Below are 16,167 nucleotides of genomic sequence, written 5' to 3' on the forward strand. Positions count from 1 at the left end.
GCAATGTCAGATCATTGAATAGCATCAACGATATGTCGATTGCAATCATTTCTCAGGCGCTACGATGTGGACCATGACGGCAGACCAGGGCGGATCGCACCCCCCGCAGCGACTGGGCCTGCTGCTGGCCTGGCACGGCGCGGTCACCCAGACCCGCATGAAGCACGCCCTGGGCGCGGCCGGGCTCACCCCCCGGCACGCGATGACACTGATGCACCTGGAAGGCGGCCCCATCAGCCAGCGGGCTCTCGCCGACCGGCTGGAGGTCGACCCGAGCGTGCTCGTCGGGGTCCTGAACGACCTGGAGGGCGAAGGCCTCGCCGAGCGCCGCCGCGACCCCGCCGACCGCCGCCGGCACAACGTGGGCATCACTCCCGCCGGGCAGACCGCCCTGGCGAAGACGAACGCCGCCCTCGACGAGGTCGAGGACGGCATGTTCGCGGGCCTGTCGGCCCTGGAGCGCGACCACCTGCGCGCCCTCCTCGACCGGGTCAACACCTCGGCCGACGACTTCGACTGCGGCGAGTAGGGGCCCGCCCGGGCGAGCCCGGCAGCCCGCCGCGACGCCGCTCGGCAGCCCGCCGCGACGCGCTCTAGGTGCGCGGGGACCCCACGGCCGCCGCAGGCCCGCTGCTCTCCTCCAGGGTGCGGGCCGTGCGTTCCGCCGTCCCGCGGGCCCAGCTGCCGCTCGTCGCCGCGCCCACGACCAGCACGAGCAGCCCGCACAGCGTGATGATCCACCAGGCAGGCTGGGCCGCCCCGGAGAAGTCGGCGCCGCTCGCCAGCCCCGCTGCCAGGACCGAGCCGATGACCGCCACGCCCAGCGTGCCGCCCGTCTGCCGGCTGGTGGAGGCGATGGCGGCCGCGACACCCGCCTGGGAGCGCGGCATCCCGGACACCGCCGTATTGGTGATCGGCGCGTTCACCATGCCGAAGCCGAGCCCGAACAGCACGTACCCGGTGAAGAGGAGCGGGTTGGACGTCTCCGCCTCGAACAGGGCGAACAGCAGGCCGCTCGCCGCCATCGCCACCCCCGCGATCAGCAGGCAGATCCGCGGCCCCCGGCTGCCCACCAGCCGCCCCGCCAGCGGCGCGAACAGCACGGTCAGCCCGGCCATCGGCAGCATGTACAGCCCGGCGTGCAGGGCGCTGAGCCCCCGTACGTCCTGGAGGTAGAGGGTGTTCAGGAAGAGGAAGCCGGCCAGCCCGGCGAAGGCGCTGATGGCGATGATCGTCGAGCCGCTGAACGGCGCGCTCCGGAAGAACCGGAGGTCGATCAGCGGCTCCGCGCACCTGGGCTCGTGCACCAGCAGTCCGACGAAGGAGGCGACGGCCACCACCGCGCAGCCCATGATCAGCGGTGAGCGCCAGCCGGCGGCGGGCGCCTCGATGATCCCGTACGTCAGGCTGCCGAGCAGCGCGATGACCAGCACCTGACCCAGCGGGTCCGGGCGGCGCGGACGGGCCGCCCGGGACTCGGGGACGTGGCGCAGGGTCAGCACGAGCGCCGCCAGGCCGATCGGCAGGTTGATCAGGAAGATCGAGCGCCAGCCCACGGTGTCCACCAGCACCCCGCCGATCAGGGGGCCCGCCGCCATGGAGATGCCCCCCACCGCGCCCCACACGCCGATGGCCCGGGCCCGCTCGGCCGGATCGGTGAAGGTGTTGGTGATGATCGACATGGCGACCGGGTTGAGCATCGCGCCGCCGACCGCCTGCACCATCCGGAAGACGATGAGCCAGCCGAGGCTCGGAGCGAGCGAACACAGCAGCGAACCGAGGCCGAAGGCCAGCAGACCGGCGACGAACACCTTGCGGCGGCCGATCCGGTCGGCCGTGGAGCCCGCGAGCATCAGCAGCGAGGCCAGGACGAGCGTGTACGCGTCGATGGTCCACTGGAGCCCCGCGACCGAGGCGTCGAGCTCGCGGCGCATCGACGGGAGCGCGACGTTGAGCACGGTGTTGTCGAGGCTGACGATGAGCAGGCTCATGCAGCAGATCGACAGGACGATCATGCGCTGCCGGTGACTCGGCTCGATCATGCGCCGATGCTACGTCCGCACGACCCCCTCGGCATGCGGGACAATGGGCGGATGACCACGCTCCCCCCGCCTCTCGCGATCGGCCCGCACACCGTGCAGCCCCCCGTGGTGCTCGCGCCCATGGCCGGCATCACCAATGCCCCGTTCCGTACCCTCTGCCGGGAGTTCTCGGGCGGCAAGGGGCTGTTCGTGAGCGAGATGATCACGACCCGCGCCCTGGTCGAGCGCAACGAGAAGACCATGCAGCTGATCCACTTCGACGAGACCGAGAAGCCCCGGTCGATTCAGCTGTACGGGGTCGACCCGGCGACGGTGGGCAAGGCGGTCCGCATGATCGTCGAAGAGGACCGCGCCGACCACATCGACCTCAACTTCGGCTGCCCGGTCCCCAAGGTCACCCGCAAGGGTGGCGGCTCGGCGCTGCCGTACAAGCGCAACCTGCTGCGCGCGATCCTGCGCGAGGCCGTCGCCGGAGCCGGCGACCTGCCGGTGACCATGAAGATGCGCAAGGGCATCGACGACGACCACCTCACCTACCTCGACGCCGGCCGCATCGCCGTCGAGGAGGGGGTCACCGCCATCGCCCTGCACGGGCGGACCACCGCACAGCACTACGGCGGCACCGCCGACTGGGACGCCATCGCGCGGCTCAAGGAGCACGTGCCGGAGATACCGGTACTCGGCAACGGCGACATCTGGTGCGCCGAGGACGCGCTGCGCATGGTCCGAGAGACCGGCTGCGACGGCGTGGTCGTGGGCCGCGGCTGCCTGGGTCGGCCGTGGCTGTTCAACGACCTGGTGGCGGCCTTCGAGGGGCGTCCTGAGGACTTCCACAAGCCCACGCTGCGCGAGGTCGCGCGGACCATGCACCGGCACGCCCAGCTGCTGGGGGAGTGGATCGGCGACGAGACGCGCGGCGTGATCGACTTCCGTAAGCACGTCGCCTGGTACCTGAAGGGCTTCTCGGTCGGTTCCGAGATGCGGAAGAAGCTCGCGGTGACCTCTTCGCTGGCCGAGTTGGACGCTCATCTGAGCGAGCTCGATCTGGATCAAGCATGGCCGGAGAGCGCCGACGGCCCGCGCGGCCGGACGTCCGGAAACAACCGAGTTGTCCTGCCGGACGGCTGGCTGAAGGACCCGTACGACTGCGCGGGTGTGAGCGAGGACGCGGAACTGGACACCTCCGGAGGCTGACAAATCGCCCTCCGTGGTGCGTGATATACGCCACGCATGGGAGAGGTTTCGCTCAGATGAGCAGCTAAGTCACGGGTAAGACTTTCAAAGGGTGGCACTGGGTGCCACCCTTTGTGCGTTCAAGACTTGAACGCAAATGTATCGATGATCGCTCATCCGAGCGTAAACAAGCCTCAGGAGTCCCCTCACCCTTCGGGATCTGAACGCTGTGGGTGCGTTCTGGTTACCCCTGAGTTACTTTCGATCTGCTGGCGCACGGGTGGTTACAGCCGTATGACGGCCAAGTGGACGTACCCAGAAGCCTTCGATCTGGGTATGTTCCTGGCCGTCAGGGCAGCCACCGAGCCTCGAGGAGTCGAGACCCGTGTCGGAAAACAAAGATCAGAAGTTCGTCTACGACTTCACCGAGGGCAACCGCGACCTCAAGGACCTTCTCGGCGGCAAGGGAGCCAACCTCGCCGAGATGACCAACCTGGGTCTGCCGGTCCCTCCCGGCTTCACCATCACCACCGAGGCCTGCAAGGTCTACCTCGAGAGCGGCTCGGCCCCGGCCGCGCTGCGCGACGAGGTCAGCGCCCACCTTGCGGCCCTCGAGTCGAAGATGGGCAAGAAGCTCGGGCAGTCGGACGACCCGCTGCTGGTCTCCGTGCGTTCCGGCGCCAAGTTCTCGATGCCCGGCATGATGGACACCGTCCTGAACATCGGCCTCTCCGACGAGTCCGTCGTCGGCCTCGCCTCCCAGGCCGGTGACGAGCGCTTCGCGTGGGACTCGTACCGCCGCCTGATCCAGATGTTCGGCAAGACCGTCCTCGGCGTCGAGGGCGAGCTCTTCGAGGACGCCCTCGACGAGGCCAAGGCCGCCAAGAAGGTCACCGTCGACACCGACCTCGACGCCGCCGACCTGAAGAAGCTCGTCAAGGTCTTCAAGAAGATCGTGGCGAAGGAGGCCGGCCGCGAGTTCCCGCAGGACGCCCGCGAGCAGATGGACCTCGCCGTCGAGGCCGTCTTCAACTCGTGGAACACCGACCGGGCGAAGCTGTACCGCCGCCAGGAGCGCATCCCGAGCGACCTGGGCACCGCGGTCAACATCTGCTCCATGGTCTTCGGCAACCTGGGCCCGGACTCCGGCACCGGCGTCGCCTTCACCCGCGACCCCGCCAGCGGCCACGCGGGCGTCTACGGCGACTACCTGCAGAACGCCCAGGGCGAGGACGTCGTCGCGGGCATCCGCAACACCGTGCCGCTCGCCGACCTGGAGGCCATCGACAAGGCCTCCTACGACCAGCTCATGACGATCATGACGACGCTGGAGACCCACTACAAGGATCTCTGCGACATCGAGTTCACCATCGAGCGCGGCCAGCTGTGGATGCTGCAGACCCGTGTCGGCAAGCGCACCGCCGGCGCCGCCTTCCGCATCGCCACCCAGCTCGTCGACCAGGGCCTGATCGACGAGGCCGAGGCCCTCCAGCGCGTCAGCGGCCACCAGCTGGCCCAGCTGATGTTCCCGCGCTTCGACGAGGGCGCCAAGACCACCCTGCTCGGCCGCGGCATCGCCGCCTCCCCGGGCGCGGCGGTCGGCAAGGCCGTCTTCGACTCCTACACGGCCGTCAAGTGGTCCCGCTCCGGCGAGAAGGTCATCCTGATCCGCCGCGAGACCAACCCCGACGACCTGGACGGCATGATCGCCTCCGAGGGCATCCTGACCTCGCGCGGCGGCAAGACCTCCCACGCGGCCGTCGTCGCCCGCGGCATGGGCAAGACCTGTGTCTGCGGCGCCGAGGAGCTCGACGTCGACACCAAGCGCCGCCGCATGACGGTCGGCGACACGGTCATCGAAGAGGGCGACGTCGTCTCCATCGACGGCTCCACCGGCAAGGTCTACCTCGGTGAGGTACCCGTCGTACCGTCCCCGGTCGTCGAGTACTTCGAGGGCCGCATGCACGCCGGCGCCGACGACGCCGACGAGCTCGTCGCCGCCGTGCACCGGATCATGGCCTACGCGGACCGCGTCCGCCGCCTGCGGGTGCGCGCCAACGCCGACAACGCCGAGGACGCGCTGCGCGCCCGCCGCTTCGGCGCCCAGGGCATCGGCCTGTGCCGCACCGAGCACATGTTCCTCGGTGAGCGCCGCGAGATGGTCGAGCGACTGATCCTCGCCGACACCGACGACGAGCGCGACCAGGCACTCAGTGCCCTGCTGCCGCTCCAGAAGAAGGACTTCATCGAGCTGTTCGAGGCGATGGACGGCCTGCCCGTCACGGTCCGCCTGCTCGACCCGCCGCTGCACGAGTTCCTGCCCGACATCACCGAGCTGTCGGTGCGCGTCGCCCTCGCCGAGTCCCGCAAGGACGCCAACGAGAACGACCTGCGCCTGCTCCAGGCCGTCCACAAGCTGCACGAGCAGAACCCGATGCTGGGTCTGCGCGGTGTCCGCCTGGGCCTGGTCATCCCCGGCCTGTTCGCCATGCAGGTCCGGGCGATCGCCGAGGCCGCGGCCGAGCGCAAGAACGCCAAGGGCGACCCCCGCGTCGAGATCATGATCCCGCTCGTGGGCACCGTGCAGGAGCTGGAGATCGTCCGCGAGGAGGCCGACGCGGTCATCGCCGAGGTCGAGGCCGCCACCGGCACCACCCTCAAGCTCTCCATCGGCACCATGATCGAGCTGCCGCGCGCCGCCCTGACGGCCGCCCAGATCGCCGAGGCCGCGCAGTTCTTCTCCTTCGGCACGAACGACCTGACCCAGACGGTGTGGGGCTTCTCCCGCGACGACGTCGAGGCCAGCTTCTTCACCGCCTACCTGGAGAAGGGCATCTTCGGGGTCTCGCCCTTCGAGACCATCGACAAGGACGGCGTCGGCTCCCTCGTGCGCTACGCGGTCGAGCAGGGCCGGGCCACCCGTCCCGACCTCAAGCTCGGCGTCTGCGGCGAGCACGGCGGCGACCCCGAGTCCGTCCACTTCTTCCACGAGGTCGGCCTCGACTACGTCTCCTGCTCGCCCTTCCGGATTCCGGTGGCGCGCCTGGAGGCCGGTCGTGCGGCCGCCGAGGCGAAGGGCAGCGACAGCCGCTGACCCCGCCGGCCCCACAGGGGCCCCATAGACCGCGCCTGTCCCCGGGTTCCCTGACTGCCCGGGGGCGGGCGCGCCTCAATTTTTTTGTTCAACAAGTCTTTACGCCAGCAGGCGGTGGACGGATCCCCACCCGTCCACCGCCGCTGTCATTCTGCCGGGCACGTCGGCGCTTCCCAGTGCGACCGACCGCCAGGCCCCGCAAAGCCCCCCACGGCCTTCGCGGAGCGTTTCGGTCGCACCGGAGTGTGCCCGGCGGAGTACAGGATTTCGGTTGTCACGCCCCTGCCGAAAGGGGTTTCAACTGTGGCCGAAAGGGCGTGGTGACCACGTGTGACTGCGTGCATACTCATGGGGCGGGGGGATTGCGGTTGCACAGGTGGGGGTTCGGTGCTGCGTATCCATTTCACTGGAGTGGACCTGGCACGCGTACGGATGGCAGGGCGTCCCGATGCGTTGTGGGAAACGATTCTCAGCTTTCACCGCTTAAGAGACCGGCGCGATGCCCGGTTGTTCGGTGAATGGCGTACGGAAACCCGGAGCAGGTTGAATAGTGAAACACGCACGCTCGGTATGCTCATACCGAGTCGCGGTTATTTCCCCGATTTCTTGACCCCTGTGGAGGGGCAGTACGGGTGGGACGTGGGCCTCGACGCGCTGCGCGGGATCCGTCCCGAGCGCATGCGCCGTGAGCTCCAGCTGCTGGGTGCCGGAGCGCCCGTGACACCGCGGCTGCGGGACTTCATGGAGGGCGGCACCAAGCAGCTCCCGAGGCTGATGGGCGAGCTGCGCGCGTACCACCGGGCCGCCGTGGAGCCGTACTGGACCCACATACAGGCCCAGATAGAAGCCGAACGGGCGGCACGCGGCCGCGCGTTGCTCGACGGCGGCGCCGACGAGCTGTTGGCCTCGCTGCCGCCCATGCTGCGCTGGCGGGCCCCGGTGCTGGAGTGCGACTATCCAGTGGACCGCGACGTACGGCTGCGGGGGCGCGGGCTGCTGCTCCAGCCGTCCTTCTTCTGCCGGCGCACCGCGGTGACCCTCCACGACCCGGAGCTGCCGCCGGTGCTGGTCTACCCGGCCGCCGCGCAGCTGGCCTCCGCCCCGGGCAGCGGCGAGGCCACCCGGCCCGCGGAGGAGCAGCGCCAGCGCACGCTGGGCAAGCTGGTCGGGCACACCCGCTCGGTCGTGCTGCGGGCCATAGGGGACGGTGCGACCACCAGCGAGCTGGCCCGCCGGGCCGGGGTCTCGCTGGCCTCCGCCAGCCAGCACGCCTGCGTGATGCGCGAGGCGGGCCTGGTCACCACCCTGCGCCGCGGCAACGCGGTCCTGCACACCGTGACCCCGCTGGGAGCCGCGCTCCTCAAGGGCGGGGCCGTGGCCTCGTGAACGCCGCCGCACCCCGACGGGTTCGACCCGTCGGGGTGCGGCCGGTCGTGCGGGCGCGGCGCTTCCTCCCGGGGCTCCGCGCCGGACCCCGGCCCCCGCGCCTCGAACTCCCCCAGCTACCGCTGGGAGGTGCCCCTGGCGGGGCTAGACCCGGAACGGGCCCGTCACCTCGTAGGTGATGCCGCCGGATGAGCTGCCGCTCGTACCCCGCTGGCTGGAGAAGTAGAGCCGGTTGCCGGCGGGCGAGAAGGCCGGGCCGGTGATCTCCGAGGAGGACTGTCCGGTGATCCGCAGGAAGGGCGCCACCACGTCGTCCGGGGTGATCACGCAGATCTCCATGTTGCCGCCGTCCTCGGCGACGTACAGGTCGCCGTACGAGGAGCCGGTGACGTTGTCGACGCCCGTCAGCGGGGCCGCGCCGCCGGGCACGAGCGAGTCGTCGTAGGCCAGCTCGTACGTGTTGTTCGTGAGGTTGAGCTGCCAGACCCGGTTGTCGCCCTTGGTGGTGAACCAGACGGTGTCGTTGGCGTAGTGGCAGCCCTCGCCGCCGTTGAACTTCTTGGAGCCGGAGACCTGGCTGCGGGTCGCCGTCGGGGAGCCGTCCGGGTCCGGGACGTTCTGCCAGGTGAAGGAGCCGGAGGTGGCCGTTCCGGCCTTGAGGACCTGGAGGGTGCCGGAGGAGAGGTTGCCCCAGGTGGTGGGGATGAAGCGGTAGAAGCAGCCGCTCGTCTCGTCCTCCGTCAGGTAGATCACCTGCCGGACCGGGTCCGCCGCGGCCGCCTCGTGCTTGAAGCGGCCCATCGCCGGGCGCTGGACGGCCGCGTTCACGCCGTACGGGTCGGTCTCGTAGACGAAGCCGCGGTCGACCTCCTCGCAGGACAGCCAGGTGTTCCAGGGGGTCTTGCCGCCCGCGCAGTTCTGCCGGGTGTTCGAGAGGATCCGGTAGGCGCCGGTGACGGTGCCGGAGGAGTTGAACTTCACCGCGCTCGCGCCGCCGGAGGGGTTGATCTCCGAGTTGGACACGTAGATCCAGCCCGAGCCGTCGGTGTAGCAGGCGCCGCCGTCGGGGGCGCTGTGCCAGGTGTACGAGGTGCCGCTGACGGTCTGGCCCGAGCGGGCGATCACCCGGCTGGTGAAACCGCTCGGGAGCATGATGCCGTTGGCGTCGGCGGCACCGAGCGCCCCGTAGGGTCCGGCCCCGGGCTGGGCGGGTGCCGCATAGGCCGCCCCGTGCATCAACGTGCCGCCGAAGGCGGCGGCCGACGAACCGATCACAGCGCCGCGCAGGAAGGTACGACGTTCCACGGTCACTCCTGTGGGAGGAAGGCCCCGCGGCCGGTCGGACGCGGGGTCGCACGCGTCGAGGAACCTAGGAGACGCCAGTTGACGTGGCGCCAAATCCTCATTACGCCCGAGCGACCGGTCGGCGTTCAATCCTTCGGCGGAGATTTCCCGGACGCCCGGGCTTTCTTTCCCGAGGGCCTTCCGGACCTCCGCGGCGTCTCCGCGGCCGGATTCCCGTGGGCCTGGTCTCCGCGTGGCCTACGGCGTTCGCACAGCGCCGCGTCCGCGAAGACTCGCGACATCTGCGCCCGCGCCGCGGCGCGCCCGGCGGATCACACCGACCAGTTCCGGCCTGTCTCGGCCGCCGGGGTTTAGGAGGTGCCCGCACGCGGTGGCGAGAATTGGCCCATGGCGGGACCTTGTGCCCTGGGAAGGCGCCGGGCGGAGGAGGACCGTGGAGGCATGAACCGCTTCGCCGCCGACATCTCGGGCCGTGCCGACCTCGACATCGTGCTGCGGCGCTTCTACACGGCCGCCTTCGCCGACCCGCGGATCGGTCCGTTCTTCACCCCCATCGCGGGCACGGACCTGGACGTCCACCTGCCCCGCATCACCGACTTCTGGGAGCGGGCCCTCTTCCGCACCGCCCCGTACCGGCGCAACGCCTTCGCCCCGCACGCCGCGCTGCATGCGGTGCGCGCACTGACCGCCGCCGACTTCGGCCGCTGGGTGCAGCTGTGGCACGCGACGATCGACGGACTGCACAGCGGGCCGAACGCCGAGCGGGCCAAGGCCCAGGGCGAGCGGATCGCACTGACCCTCCACCGGCGCCTCGTCGGACCGGACGCCGACCTGCGGGGCGAAGGCACCACCGGCTTCGTCCCCCTCGCGGCACTGGAGCTGCGCTCGGCGGCCTGACCTGCGGTTTCGTCGTCCCGAAAGAAAACCTCAGAAAAATTCGCGAGCAGCGATGAGTTTCCCGAGGCCCCGCGGTCTACCTCTCGAAAGCACCGATCGAGCACCGATCGAGCACCGATCGAGCACCGAGCACCGAGCAGCAAGAGAGAGGGACCTCGATGTCCGCGACCATGATCTTCGTCAACCTGCCCGTCAAGGACCTGGACGCCAGCAAGGCCTTCTGGGGCAAGCTGGGCTACTCCTTCAACGCCCAGTTCACCGACGAGAACTGTGCCTCGATGGTCATCAGCGACACCATCGTCGCGATGCTCCTGACCGAGGCCCGCTACAAGGACTTCACCCACAAGGAGATTGCGGACGCCACGAAGACGTCCGAGGTCCTGCTGTGTCTGAGCGCCGAGAGCCGCACCGCCGTCGACGAGCTGGTGGACGGGGCCCTGGCGGCCGGCGCCACCGAACCCCGCCCGGCCCAGGACCACGGCGTCATGTACGGCCGGGCCTTCGACGACCTCGACGGCCACACCTGGGAGATCATGTGGATGGACCCGGCCGTGATCCAGAAGCAGGCCTGACCGGCCGGCCCGCCCCTGCAGGTCAGGAGGTCGCGGCGGTCCGCACCGGGTAGGTGCGGACCGCCACCTCCTCATCGTCCAGGCAGCGCCCCGTCTCCAGGTCGAAGCGCTGCTTGAGCAGCGGAGAGGCCACGAAGGGCCGGCCCGCCGCCGCCCCCACCAGGCCGCGCGAGAGCACCTGCGCGCCGGTGAAGGGGTCCTGGTTGCCGATGGCGTACGCCCGCCCCGCACGGTCGACGAACACCGCGGCCTGGCTCCCGTCGGGCAGCAGCGCCGCGACCCCGCGCCCGGGGACGAGCGCGGACAGCTCGCACACCGTCAGCCAGCCCTGCGCCACTTGCAGTTCCACGGTCATCGGACGGCACCTCCTATGGTCAGGACGGCCAGGTCGGGCTTGACCTGGTCGCGCTCGGGGACGAACTTCACGGTCGGGTCGGGGGCGCCGGGCGCGTTCACGAAGGACACGAACCTGCGCAGCCGCTCCGGGTCCTGGAGCGTCTCGGCCCACTCGTCCCGGTAGTGCGCCACGTGGTCGGCCATCAGGGACTCCAGCTCCGCGCACAGCCCCAGCGAGTCGTGCACGACCACGTCCCGCAGGTGGCCCAGGCCGCCCTCCAGCCGCTCCAGCCAGGTGGAGGTCCGCTCCAGCCGGTCGGCGGTGCGGATGTAGAACATCAGGAACCGGTCGATCAGCCGGATCAGTTCCGCGTCCGACAGGTCCTGCGCGAGGAGGTCGGCGTGGCGCGGGGTGGCGCCGCCGTTGCCGCCCACGTAGAGGTTCCAGCCGCTCGCCGTCGCGATGACCCCGAAGTCCTTGCTCTGCGCCTCCGCGCACTCGCGGGCGCAGCCGGACACCGCCGACTTGAGCTTGTGCGGGGCGCGCAGCCCCCGGTAGCGCAGCTCCAGGTCGATGGCCATCCGCACGCTGTCCTGGACGCCGTAGCGGCACCAGGTCTGCCCCACGCAGGACTTCACCGTCCGCAGCGCCTTCCCGTAGGCGTGCCCGGACTCGAAGCCGGCGTCGACGAGCCGCGCCCAGATCCGCGGGAGCTGGTCCACGCTCGCGCCGAACAGGTCGATGCGCTGCCCGCCGGTGATCTTCGTGTAGAGGCCGAAGTCGCGGGCCACCTCGCCGATCACGATCAGCTTGTCGGGGGTGATCTCACCGCCGGGGATCCGCGGCACGACCGAGTACGAGCCGTTGCGCTGCATGTTCGCGAGGAAGTGGTCGTTGGTGTCCTGCAGGGCGGCCTGCTCCCCGTCCAGGACGTAGCCGCTCGCGCCGAGGGTGGCCGCGAGCGAGGCGATGATCGAGCCGACGGCCGGCTTGCAGACCTCGCAGCCGTCGCTGCCGCGGGCTTCGGGGCGGCCGTGGTTGTCGAGGATCTGCTCGTACGAGGTCAGCCGGCGGGTGCGGACGATCTCGTAGAGCTCGGCGCGGGTGTACGGGAAGCAGCCGCACAGCCCCTTGTCGGCGGCGGCCGGGAGCAGCTGCCCGATCACCTTGACGCAAGAGCCGCAGCCGGTGCCCGCCTTGGTGCACTTCTTGACCTCGGGCAGGGTGGAGCAGGCGGTGATGGCCTTCTTCGTGACGTTGTGGCAGGAGCAGATCACCGCGTGGTCGGGGAGGGCGGACGGGCCGAGCGCGACGGGCGCGCCGACCCCCGCGGGCAGGACCAGCTGCTCGGGGGCGACGGGCGGGACGCTGCCGGTGAGCGGGCGCAGCAGGCCGTAGGCGTCGGCGTCGCCGACCAGGACACCGCCGAGGAGGACCCCGTCGGGGGAGACCACCAGCTTCTTGTAGACGCCGGAGCGGGAGTCGGACCAGACGACGTCGAGGCTGTCGGGGGCGGTGCCGTGGGCGTCGCCGAAGGAGGCCACGTCCACGCCGAGCAGCTTCAGCTTGGTGGAGAGGTCGGCTCCGGTGAACTCCTTCTCGCGGCCCAGCAGGTCGTCGGCGGCGGTCTCGGCCATCTCGTAGCCGGGGGCGACCAGCCCGTAGACGCGGCCGTCGACTGCCAGGGCGCACTCGCCGATGGCGTAGACGTGCGGGTCGGAGGTCAGACAGCGGGCGTCGACCGCGATGCCGCCGCGCTCGCCGACGTCCAGCCCGGCGTCGCGGGCCAGCTGGTCGCGGGGGCGGACGCCGGCGGAGAAGACGACGAGCTCGGTGTCGACCGTCGAGCCGTCGGAGAGCCGCATTCCGCTGACGTGGCCGTCCTCGCCGGTCACCACCTCCTGGGTGCCGACACCGGTGTGGACGGTGAGGCCCATGGACTCGATGGTGCGCAGCAGGGCGGCGCCGCCGCCCTCGTCGACCTGGACGGGCATCAGGCGCGGGGCGAACTCGACGATGCGGGCGGCGAGGCCGAGCCCCTGGAGGGCGCCGGCGGCCTCCAGCCCGAGGAGTCCGCCGCCCACGACCGCGCCGGTGGTCTTGTCCTTCGCGTACTCCTCGATGGCGAGGAGGTCCTCGATGGTGCGGTAGACGAAGCAGCCGGGGGCGTCCTTGCCGGGGACGGGCGGCACGAAGGGGTAGCTGCCGGTGGCCAGGACCAGCACGTCGTACGGGAACACCCGCCCCGAGCGGGAGGTGACGGTGCGGGCGGCGCGGTCGACGTGCTCGGCCGGGTCGTCGAGGTGGAGGGCGATGCCGTGCTGCTCCATGAACCCGGCGGGCGTCATGGACAGGTCCTCGGGGGTGCTGCCGGAGAAGTACGAGGTCAGGTGCACGCGGTCGTAGGCGGGCCGGGGCTCCTCGCAGAGCACGGTGATCCGGTGCGTGGCGGTGATCCCGCGCTCGGCGAGCGCTTCGAGGTAGCGCTGGCCGACCATGCCGTGCCCGATGAGCACGATCGTGGGCGAGGGCTCGGTCATGTCAGTGGCCTCCGTCGTCGGTGAGCAGGTGGAACAGGTCGTGCGGTGGTTCCCCGCCCTCCCAGGTGCGGGCGAGGGCGCCCACCGTGGAGAGCTCGCCGAGCAGCACCCCGCCGACGAGGAGGTCGCCGCGCAGGACGACCTTGCGGTAGGTCCGCCGGGTGGCGTCGGCGAGGCGGACCACGTCGTCGCCGGGGCGGGGGGTGGTCTCGCCGAAGGCGGCGAGGTCGAGGGAGCCGGTGCCGGCTCCGCCGAGGGTGAGGCGGGTCAGGGCGCGGGTGCCGGTGTACGGCGCGGGAGCCCCGCCGAGGACGGCGGCGAGGGCGTCGGCCTGCTCCAGGGCGGCGCCGGCCAGGCCGTACACCTGCCCGGCGTGCTCGGCGCAGTCGCCGATGGCGTGGATGCGGGGGTCGCTGGTGCGCAGGTGGTCGTCGACCACGATGCCGGTGCGGACGTCCAGGCCGGCGGCCTGGGCGAGGCCGGTGCGGGGGCGTACGCCGCACGCGAGGACGACGACGTCGGCCTCCAGCCGGTAGCCGTCGGCGAGCTCGACGCCGGTGACCTTGCGCGGAGCGCCCGCGCCGCGCCGTGCGCCGGGCTCCGCCCGGACCCGGTGCTCGAACGCCGGCCGGGCTGAAGAACCAGCCCCGCCGGCGTTCGAGGCGCGGGGTCCGGGGCGGAGTCCCGGCAGCGGAGCCGCAGGTGGTCCTGTCGTGACGAGCCCGCGGACCCGGCATTCGGTGTGGATCTCCACGCCGAGTTCGGTCAGGTGCGCCGCCAGCAGGGCGGAGGCGTCGGCGTCCAGGTGGCGTTCCATCAGGCGCTCGCCCTGCTGGGCCAGGACCACCAACGCTCCGCGCGCGGCGAGCGCCCGGGCGGCGGAGACGCCCAGCAGGCCCCCGCCGATGACCACCGCCCGCACCCCGGGGCGTACGGCCGCCGAGAGGGCCAGGCAGTCGTCCATCGTGCGGAAGGCGTGGACCCCGTCCGGGAGGTCCCGCCCCTCGGGCTCGAACAGCCCGCGCAGGGGCGGGAGCACCGCGTTCGAACCGGTGGCCAGCACCAGCGTGTCGTAGGGGGCCACCGTGCCGTCGTCGCAGTGCACGGCCCGCTCCGCCCGGTCGACGCGCACCGCCCGGACCCCGCGCCGCAGCGCCGGGCCGGGGGCCGGGAGGGCGGTCACCTCCGGCGCGTACCGCCCTGCCAGGACTTCGGCGAGCAGGACCCTGTTGTACGGGACGTGGGACTCCTCGCCGAGGACGGTCACCGCCGCGGCCGGGCCCAGCCGGTCCGCGAGCCGCAGGCCCGCGAGGCCGCCGCCGATCACCACCACACGCTTTTCCGAGGTCATGCCATGAGGGTGCGCGGCCGCTGTTTCCCCGCCGCATCGCTCCTGTTACCCGGACGGAACGCCGACCTCAGCGCCCGGTTTAAGGGTCGGTGAGGCCTTCCTCAAGGCCGCCTTAAAGGCCGTCGAGGCCGCTCCGGGGGCCCTTAGCGTGATCCGCATGCGAGATGCGGCGGTGCGGGTCAGGAGCGGGATCCTGGGCGGGGCGGGGGTGGTGTTCCTGCTCTGGGCGGTGCAGGTCCGGCCCTCGGCGCGGCCCGACGCGCTCTTCGCCACCGCCGCGCACCTGACCGGTCTGCTGGCCGGTTACGGGGTGCTGGTGCTGCTCTTCCTGATGGCCCGGGTGCCCGCGGTCGAGCACGGGGTCGGCGCCGACCGGCTCGCCCGCTGGCACGCGTTCGGCGGCCGCCACGTCCTACTCCTGTGTTTCGGGCACGGACTCTTCGCCCTGCTGGGGTACGCCGTGCACACGGGGGCCGATCTGGTCCGCGCCGTCCGGGAGCTGCTCGGCTACCCCGCCCTGGCCGCCGCCGCGGCCGGGACCGTCCTCCTGGCCGCGGTCGGTGCGACTTCCGCCCGGGCCGTACGCCGCCGGATGTCGTACGAAACCTGGCGCGGGGTGCACCTGCTCGTATACCTCGCCGCCGCGCTCGGCTTCGGGCACCAGCTGGCCGGGCCCGACCTCGCCGCCGCGGCCTGGTTCTGGGCGCTCGCCCACACCGTGGTCGCGGTGCTGCTGCTCTGGTACCGCGCCGTGGTGCCCGTACGGCAGGCCCTGCGGCACGCGCTGCGGGTCGCGGAGGTCCGCTTCGAGGGGCCCGGGGTCGTCTCCGTCGTCGTCCGGGGCGAGCACTTGGCGGAACTGCGGGCGGAGCCGGGCCAGTTCCTGCGCTGGCGGTTCCTGCAGCGGGGGCTGTGGCCGACCGCGCTGCCGTTCTCGCTGTCCGCGCCGGTCCGCGGGAACACGCTGCGGATCACCGTGAAGGGGCTCGGCGGCCACTCCCGCCGCATCCGCCGGCTGCGTCCCGGCACGCGGGTCCTCGCCACCGGGCCGTTCGGGGCGCTGACCGCGGCCCGGCGGACCCGGACCAAGGTGCTGCTGATCGCGGGCGGGGTCGGGATCACCCCGATGCGGGCCCTGTTCGAGACGCTGCCGGGCGGTCCCGGGGACATCACCCTGCTCTACCGGGCGGGCACCGAGGAGCACCTGGTGCTGCGGGCCGAGCTGGAGGCCATCGCCGCCGAGCGGCGGGCCGGGCTGCACTACCTGCTCGGGCCGTCGGGCGCCGCCTACGACCCGCTGGCCCCGCAGGCGCTGGCCGCGCTGGTGCCCGACCTGGCCGAGCACGACGTCTACCTGTGCGGGCCGCCGGGGATGGCCGAGGCGACCCGGGCCGCGCTGCTGCGGGCCGGGGTGCCGGCCGGGCGGATCCACTCGGAGTGCTTCAGCTTCTGAGCCGCGCCGGGTGCGCC

At 71.6% G+C, this 16,167-nt stretch carries 12 protein-coding genes; 7 read left to right on the forward strand and 5 right to left on the reverse strand.

Features of this window, described 5'->3' with window-relative positions; all coding sequences use genetic code 11:
• Positions 1-73: 73 nt before the first annotated feature.
• On the forward strand, positions 74-529 hold the full coding sequence (locus OHA91_RS25295) for a MarR family winged helix-turn-helix transcriptional regulator (RefSeq protein ID WP_328740072.1): 456 nt from the start codon (positions 74-76) through the stop codon (positions 527-529).
• A gap of 64 nt (positions 530-593) precedes the next feature.
• Here OHA91_RS25295 and OHA91_RS25300 read toward each other — a convergent pair whose 3' ends face one another.
• Complete coding sequence (locus tag OHA91_RS25300; RefSeq protein WP_037631392.1) at positions 594-2,042, reverse strand: MFS transporter; 1,449 nt, start codon at positions 2,040-2,042, stop codon at positions 594-596.
• Positions 2,043-2,075: 33 nt separating this feature from the next.
• On the opposite strand from OHA91_RS25300, the gene dusB reads away from it, so the two are divergent.
• The 3 genes from dusB to OHA91_RS25315 all read left to right on the forward strand — a co-directional run bounded on the left by dusB (position 2,076) and on the right by OHA91_RS25315 (position 7,695).
• Positions 2,076-3,236, forward strand: coding sequence for a tRNA dihydrouridine synthase DusB (gene dusB / locus OHA91_RS25305; protein WP_051892528.1), 1,161 nt, complete (start codon positions 2,076-2,078; stop codon positions 3,234-3,236).
• 364 nt (positions 3,237-3,600) lie between these two features.
• Entirely contained in the window at positions 3,601-6,309 is a 2,709-nt protein-coding gene (gene ppdK, locus OHA91_RS25310) for a pyruvate, phosphate dikinase (RefSeq protein WP_031145800.1), read from the forward strand.
• A gap of 387 nt (positions 6,310-6,696) precedes the next feature.
• Positions 6,697-7,695: an ArsR/SmtB family transcription factor gene (locus OHA91_RS25315; protein ID WP_031145802.1), complete on the forward strand. Its 999-nt coding sequence runs from the start codon at positions 6,697-6,699 to the stop codon at positions 7,693-7,695.
• A 144-nt stretch (positions 7,696-7,839) separates the two neighbouring features.
• On the opposite strand, the gene OHA91_RS25320 is transcribed toward OHA91_RS25315, so the two are convergent.
• Positions 7,840-9,000 (reverse strand): alkaline phosphatase PhoX, encoded by a 1,161-nt coding sequence (locus OHA91_RS25320; protein WP_031145803.1) that lies wholly within the window; start codon positions 8,998-9,000, stop codon positions 7,840-7,842.
• Between the two features lie 441 nt (positions 9,001-9,441).
• Between OHA91_RS25320 and OHA91_RS25325 the strand changes: the two genes are divergently transcribed.
• Together OHA91_RS25325 and OHA91_RS25330 are read left to right on the forward strand one after the other, a co-directional pair.
• The gene (locus tag OHA91_RS25325; RefSeq protein ID WP_037631393.1) at positions 9,442-9,897 is read left to right on the forward strand and encodes a group III truncated hemoglobin; all 456 of its coding nucleotides are present in this window, start codon (positions 9,442-9,444) and stop codon (positions 9,895-9,897) included.
• Positions 9,898-10,055: 158 nt separating this feature from the next.
• The gene (locus OHA91_RS25330; protein WP_031145805.1) at positions 10,056-10,469 is read left to right on the forward strand and encodes a VOC family protein; all 414 of its coding nucleotides are present in this window, start codon (positions 10,056-10,058) and stop codon (positions 10,467-10,469) included.
• Between the two features lie 22 nt (positions 10,470-10,491).
• Here the strand turns inward: OHA91_RS25330 and nirD are convergent, their stop codons facing one another.
• Genes nirD through OHA91_RS25345 form a run of 3 tightly spaced genes read right to left on the reverse strand, consistent with a single transcriptional unit; the run spans position 10,492 to position 14,697 of the window.
• A complete protein-coding gene (gene nirD / locus OHA91_RS25335) occupies positions 10,492-10,824 on the reverse strand; it encodes a nitrite reductase small subunit NirD (protein WP_031145806.1) in 333 nt (110 codons plus the stop codon).
• On the reverse strand, positions 10,821-13,346 hold the full coding sequence (gene nirB / locus OHA91_RS25340) for a nitrite reductase large subunit NirB (RefSeq protein WP_266501401.1): 2,526 nt from the start codon (positions 13,344-13,346) through the stop codon (positions 10,821-10,823). The genes nirD and nirB overlap by 4 nt, the downstream gene beginning before the upstream one ends.
• Position 13,347: 1 nt before the next feature.
• On the reverse strand, positions 13,348-14,697 hold the full coding sequence (locus tag OHA91_RS25345) for an NAD(P)/FAD-dependent oxidoreductase (RefSeq protein WP_266501404.1): 1,350 nt from the start codon (positions 14,695-14,697) through the stop codon (positions 13,348-13,350).
• Positions 14,698-14,854: 157 nt separating this feature from the next.
• On the opposite strand from OHA91_RS25345, the gene OHA91_RS25350 reads away from it, so the two are divergent.
• Positions 14,855-16,150 carry a ferredoxin reductase family protein gene (locus OHA91_RS25350; RefSeq protein WP_031145813.1) on the forward strand — a complete coding sequence of 432 codons (1,296 nt, stop codon included), beginning with the start codon at positions 14,855-14,857 and terminating at the stop codon, positions 16,148-16,150.
• The last annotated feature ends 17 nt before the right edge of the window (positions 16,151-16,167 follow it).

It is taken from the genome of Streptomyces erythrochromogenes (genome assembly GCF_036170895.1).
Lineage (GTDB): Bacteria > Actinomycetota > Actinomycetes > Streptomycetales > Streptomycetaceae > Streptomyces > Streptomyces erythrochromogenes.

Coding starts and splice junctions, on each gene's coding strand:
- OHA91_RS25350 (WP_031145813.1), top strand. CDS start 14,855: ATGCGAGATGCGGCGGTGCGGGTCAGGAGCGGGATCCTGGGCGGGGCG.
- OHA91_RS25325 (WP_037631393.1), top strand. CDS start 9,442: ATGAACCGCTTCGCCGCCGACATCTCGGGCCGTGCCGACCTCGACATC.
- OHA91_RS25300 (WP_037631392.1), bottom strand. CDS start 2,042: ATGATCGAGCCGAGTCACCGGCAGCGCATGATCGTCCTGTCGATCTGC.
- nirD (WP_031145806.1), bottom strand. CDS start 10,824: ATGACCGTGGAACTGCAAGTGGCGCAGGGCTGGCTGACGGTGTGCGAG.
- OHA91_RS25330 (WP_031145805.1), top strand. CDS start 10,056: ATGTCCGCGACCATGATCTTCGTCAACCTGCCCGTCAAGGACCTGGAC.
- dusB (WP_051892528.1), top strand. CDS start 2,076: ATGCGGGACAATGGGCGGATGACCACGCTCCCCCCGCCTCTCGCGATC.
- nirB (WP_266501401.1), bottom strand. CDS start 13,346: ATGACCGAGCCCTCGCCCACGATCGTGCTCATCGGGCACGGCATGGTC.
- OHA91_RS25295 (WP_328740072.1), top strand. CDS start 74: ATGACGGCAGACCAGGGCGGATCGCACCCCCCGCAGCGACTGGGCCTG.
- OHA91_RS25345 (WP_266501404.1), bottom strand. CDS start 14,697: ATGACCTCGGAAAAGCGTGTGGTGGTGATCGGCGGCGGCCTCGCGGGC.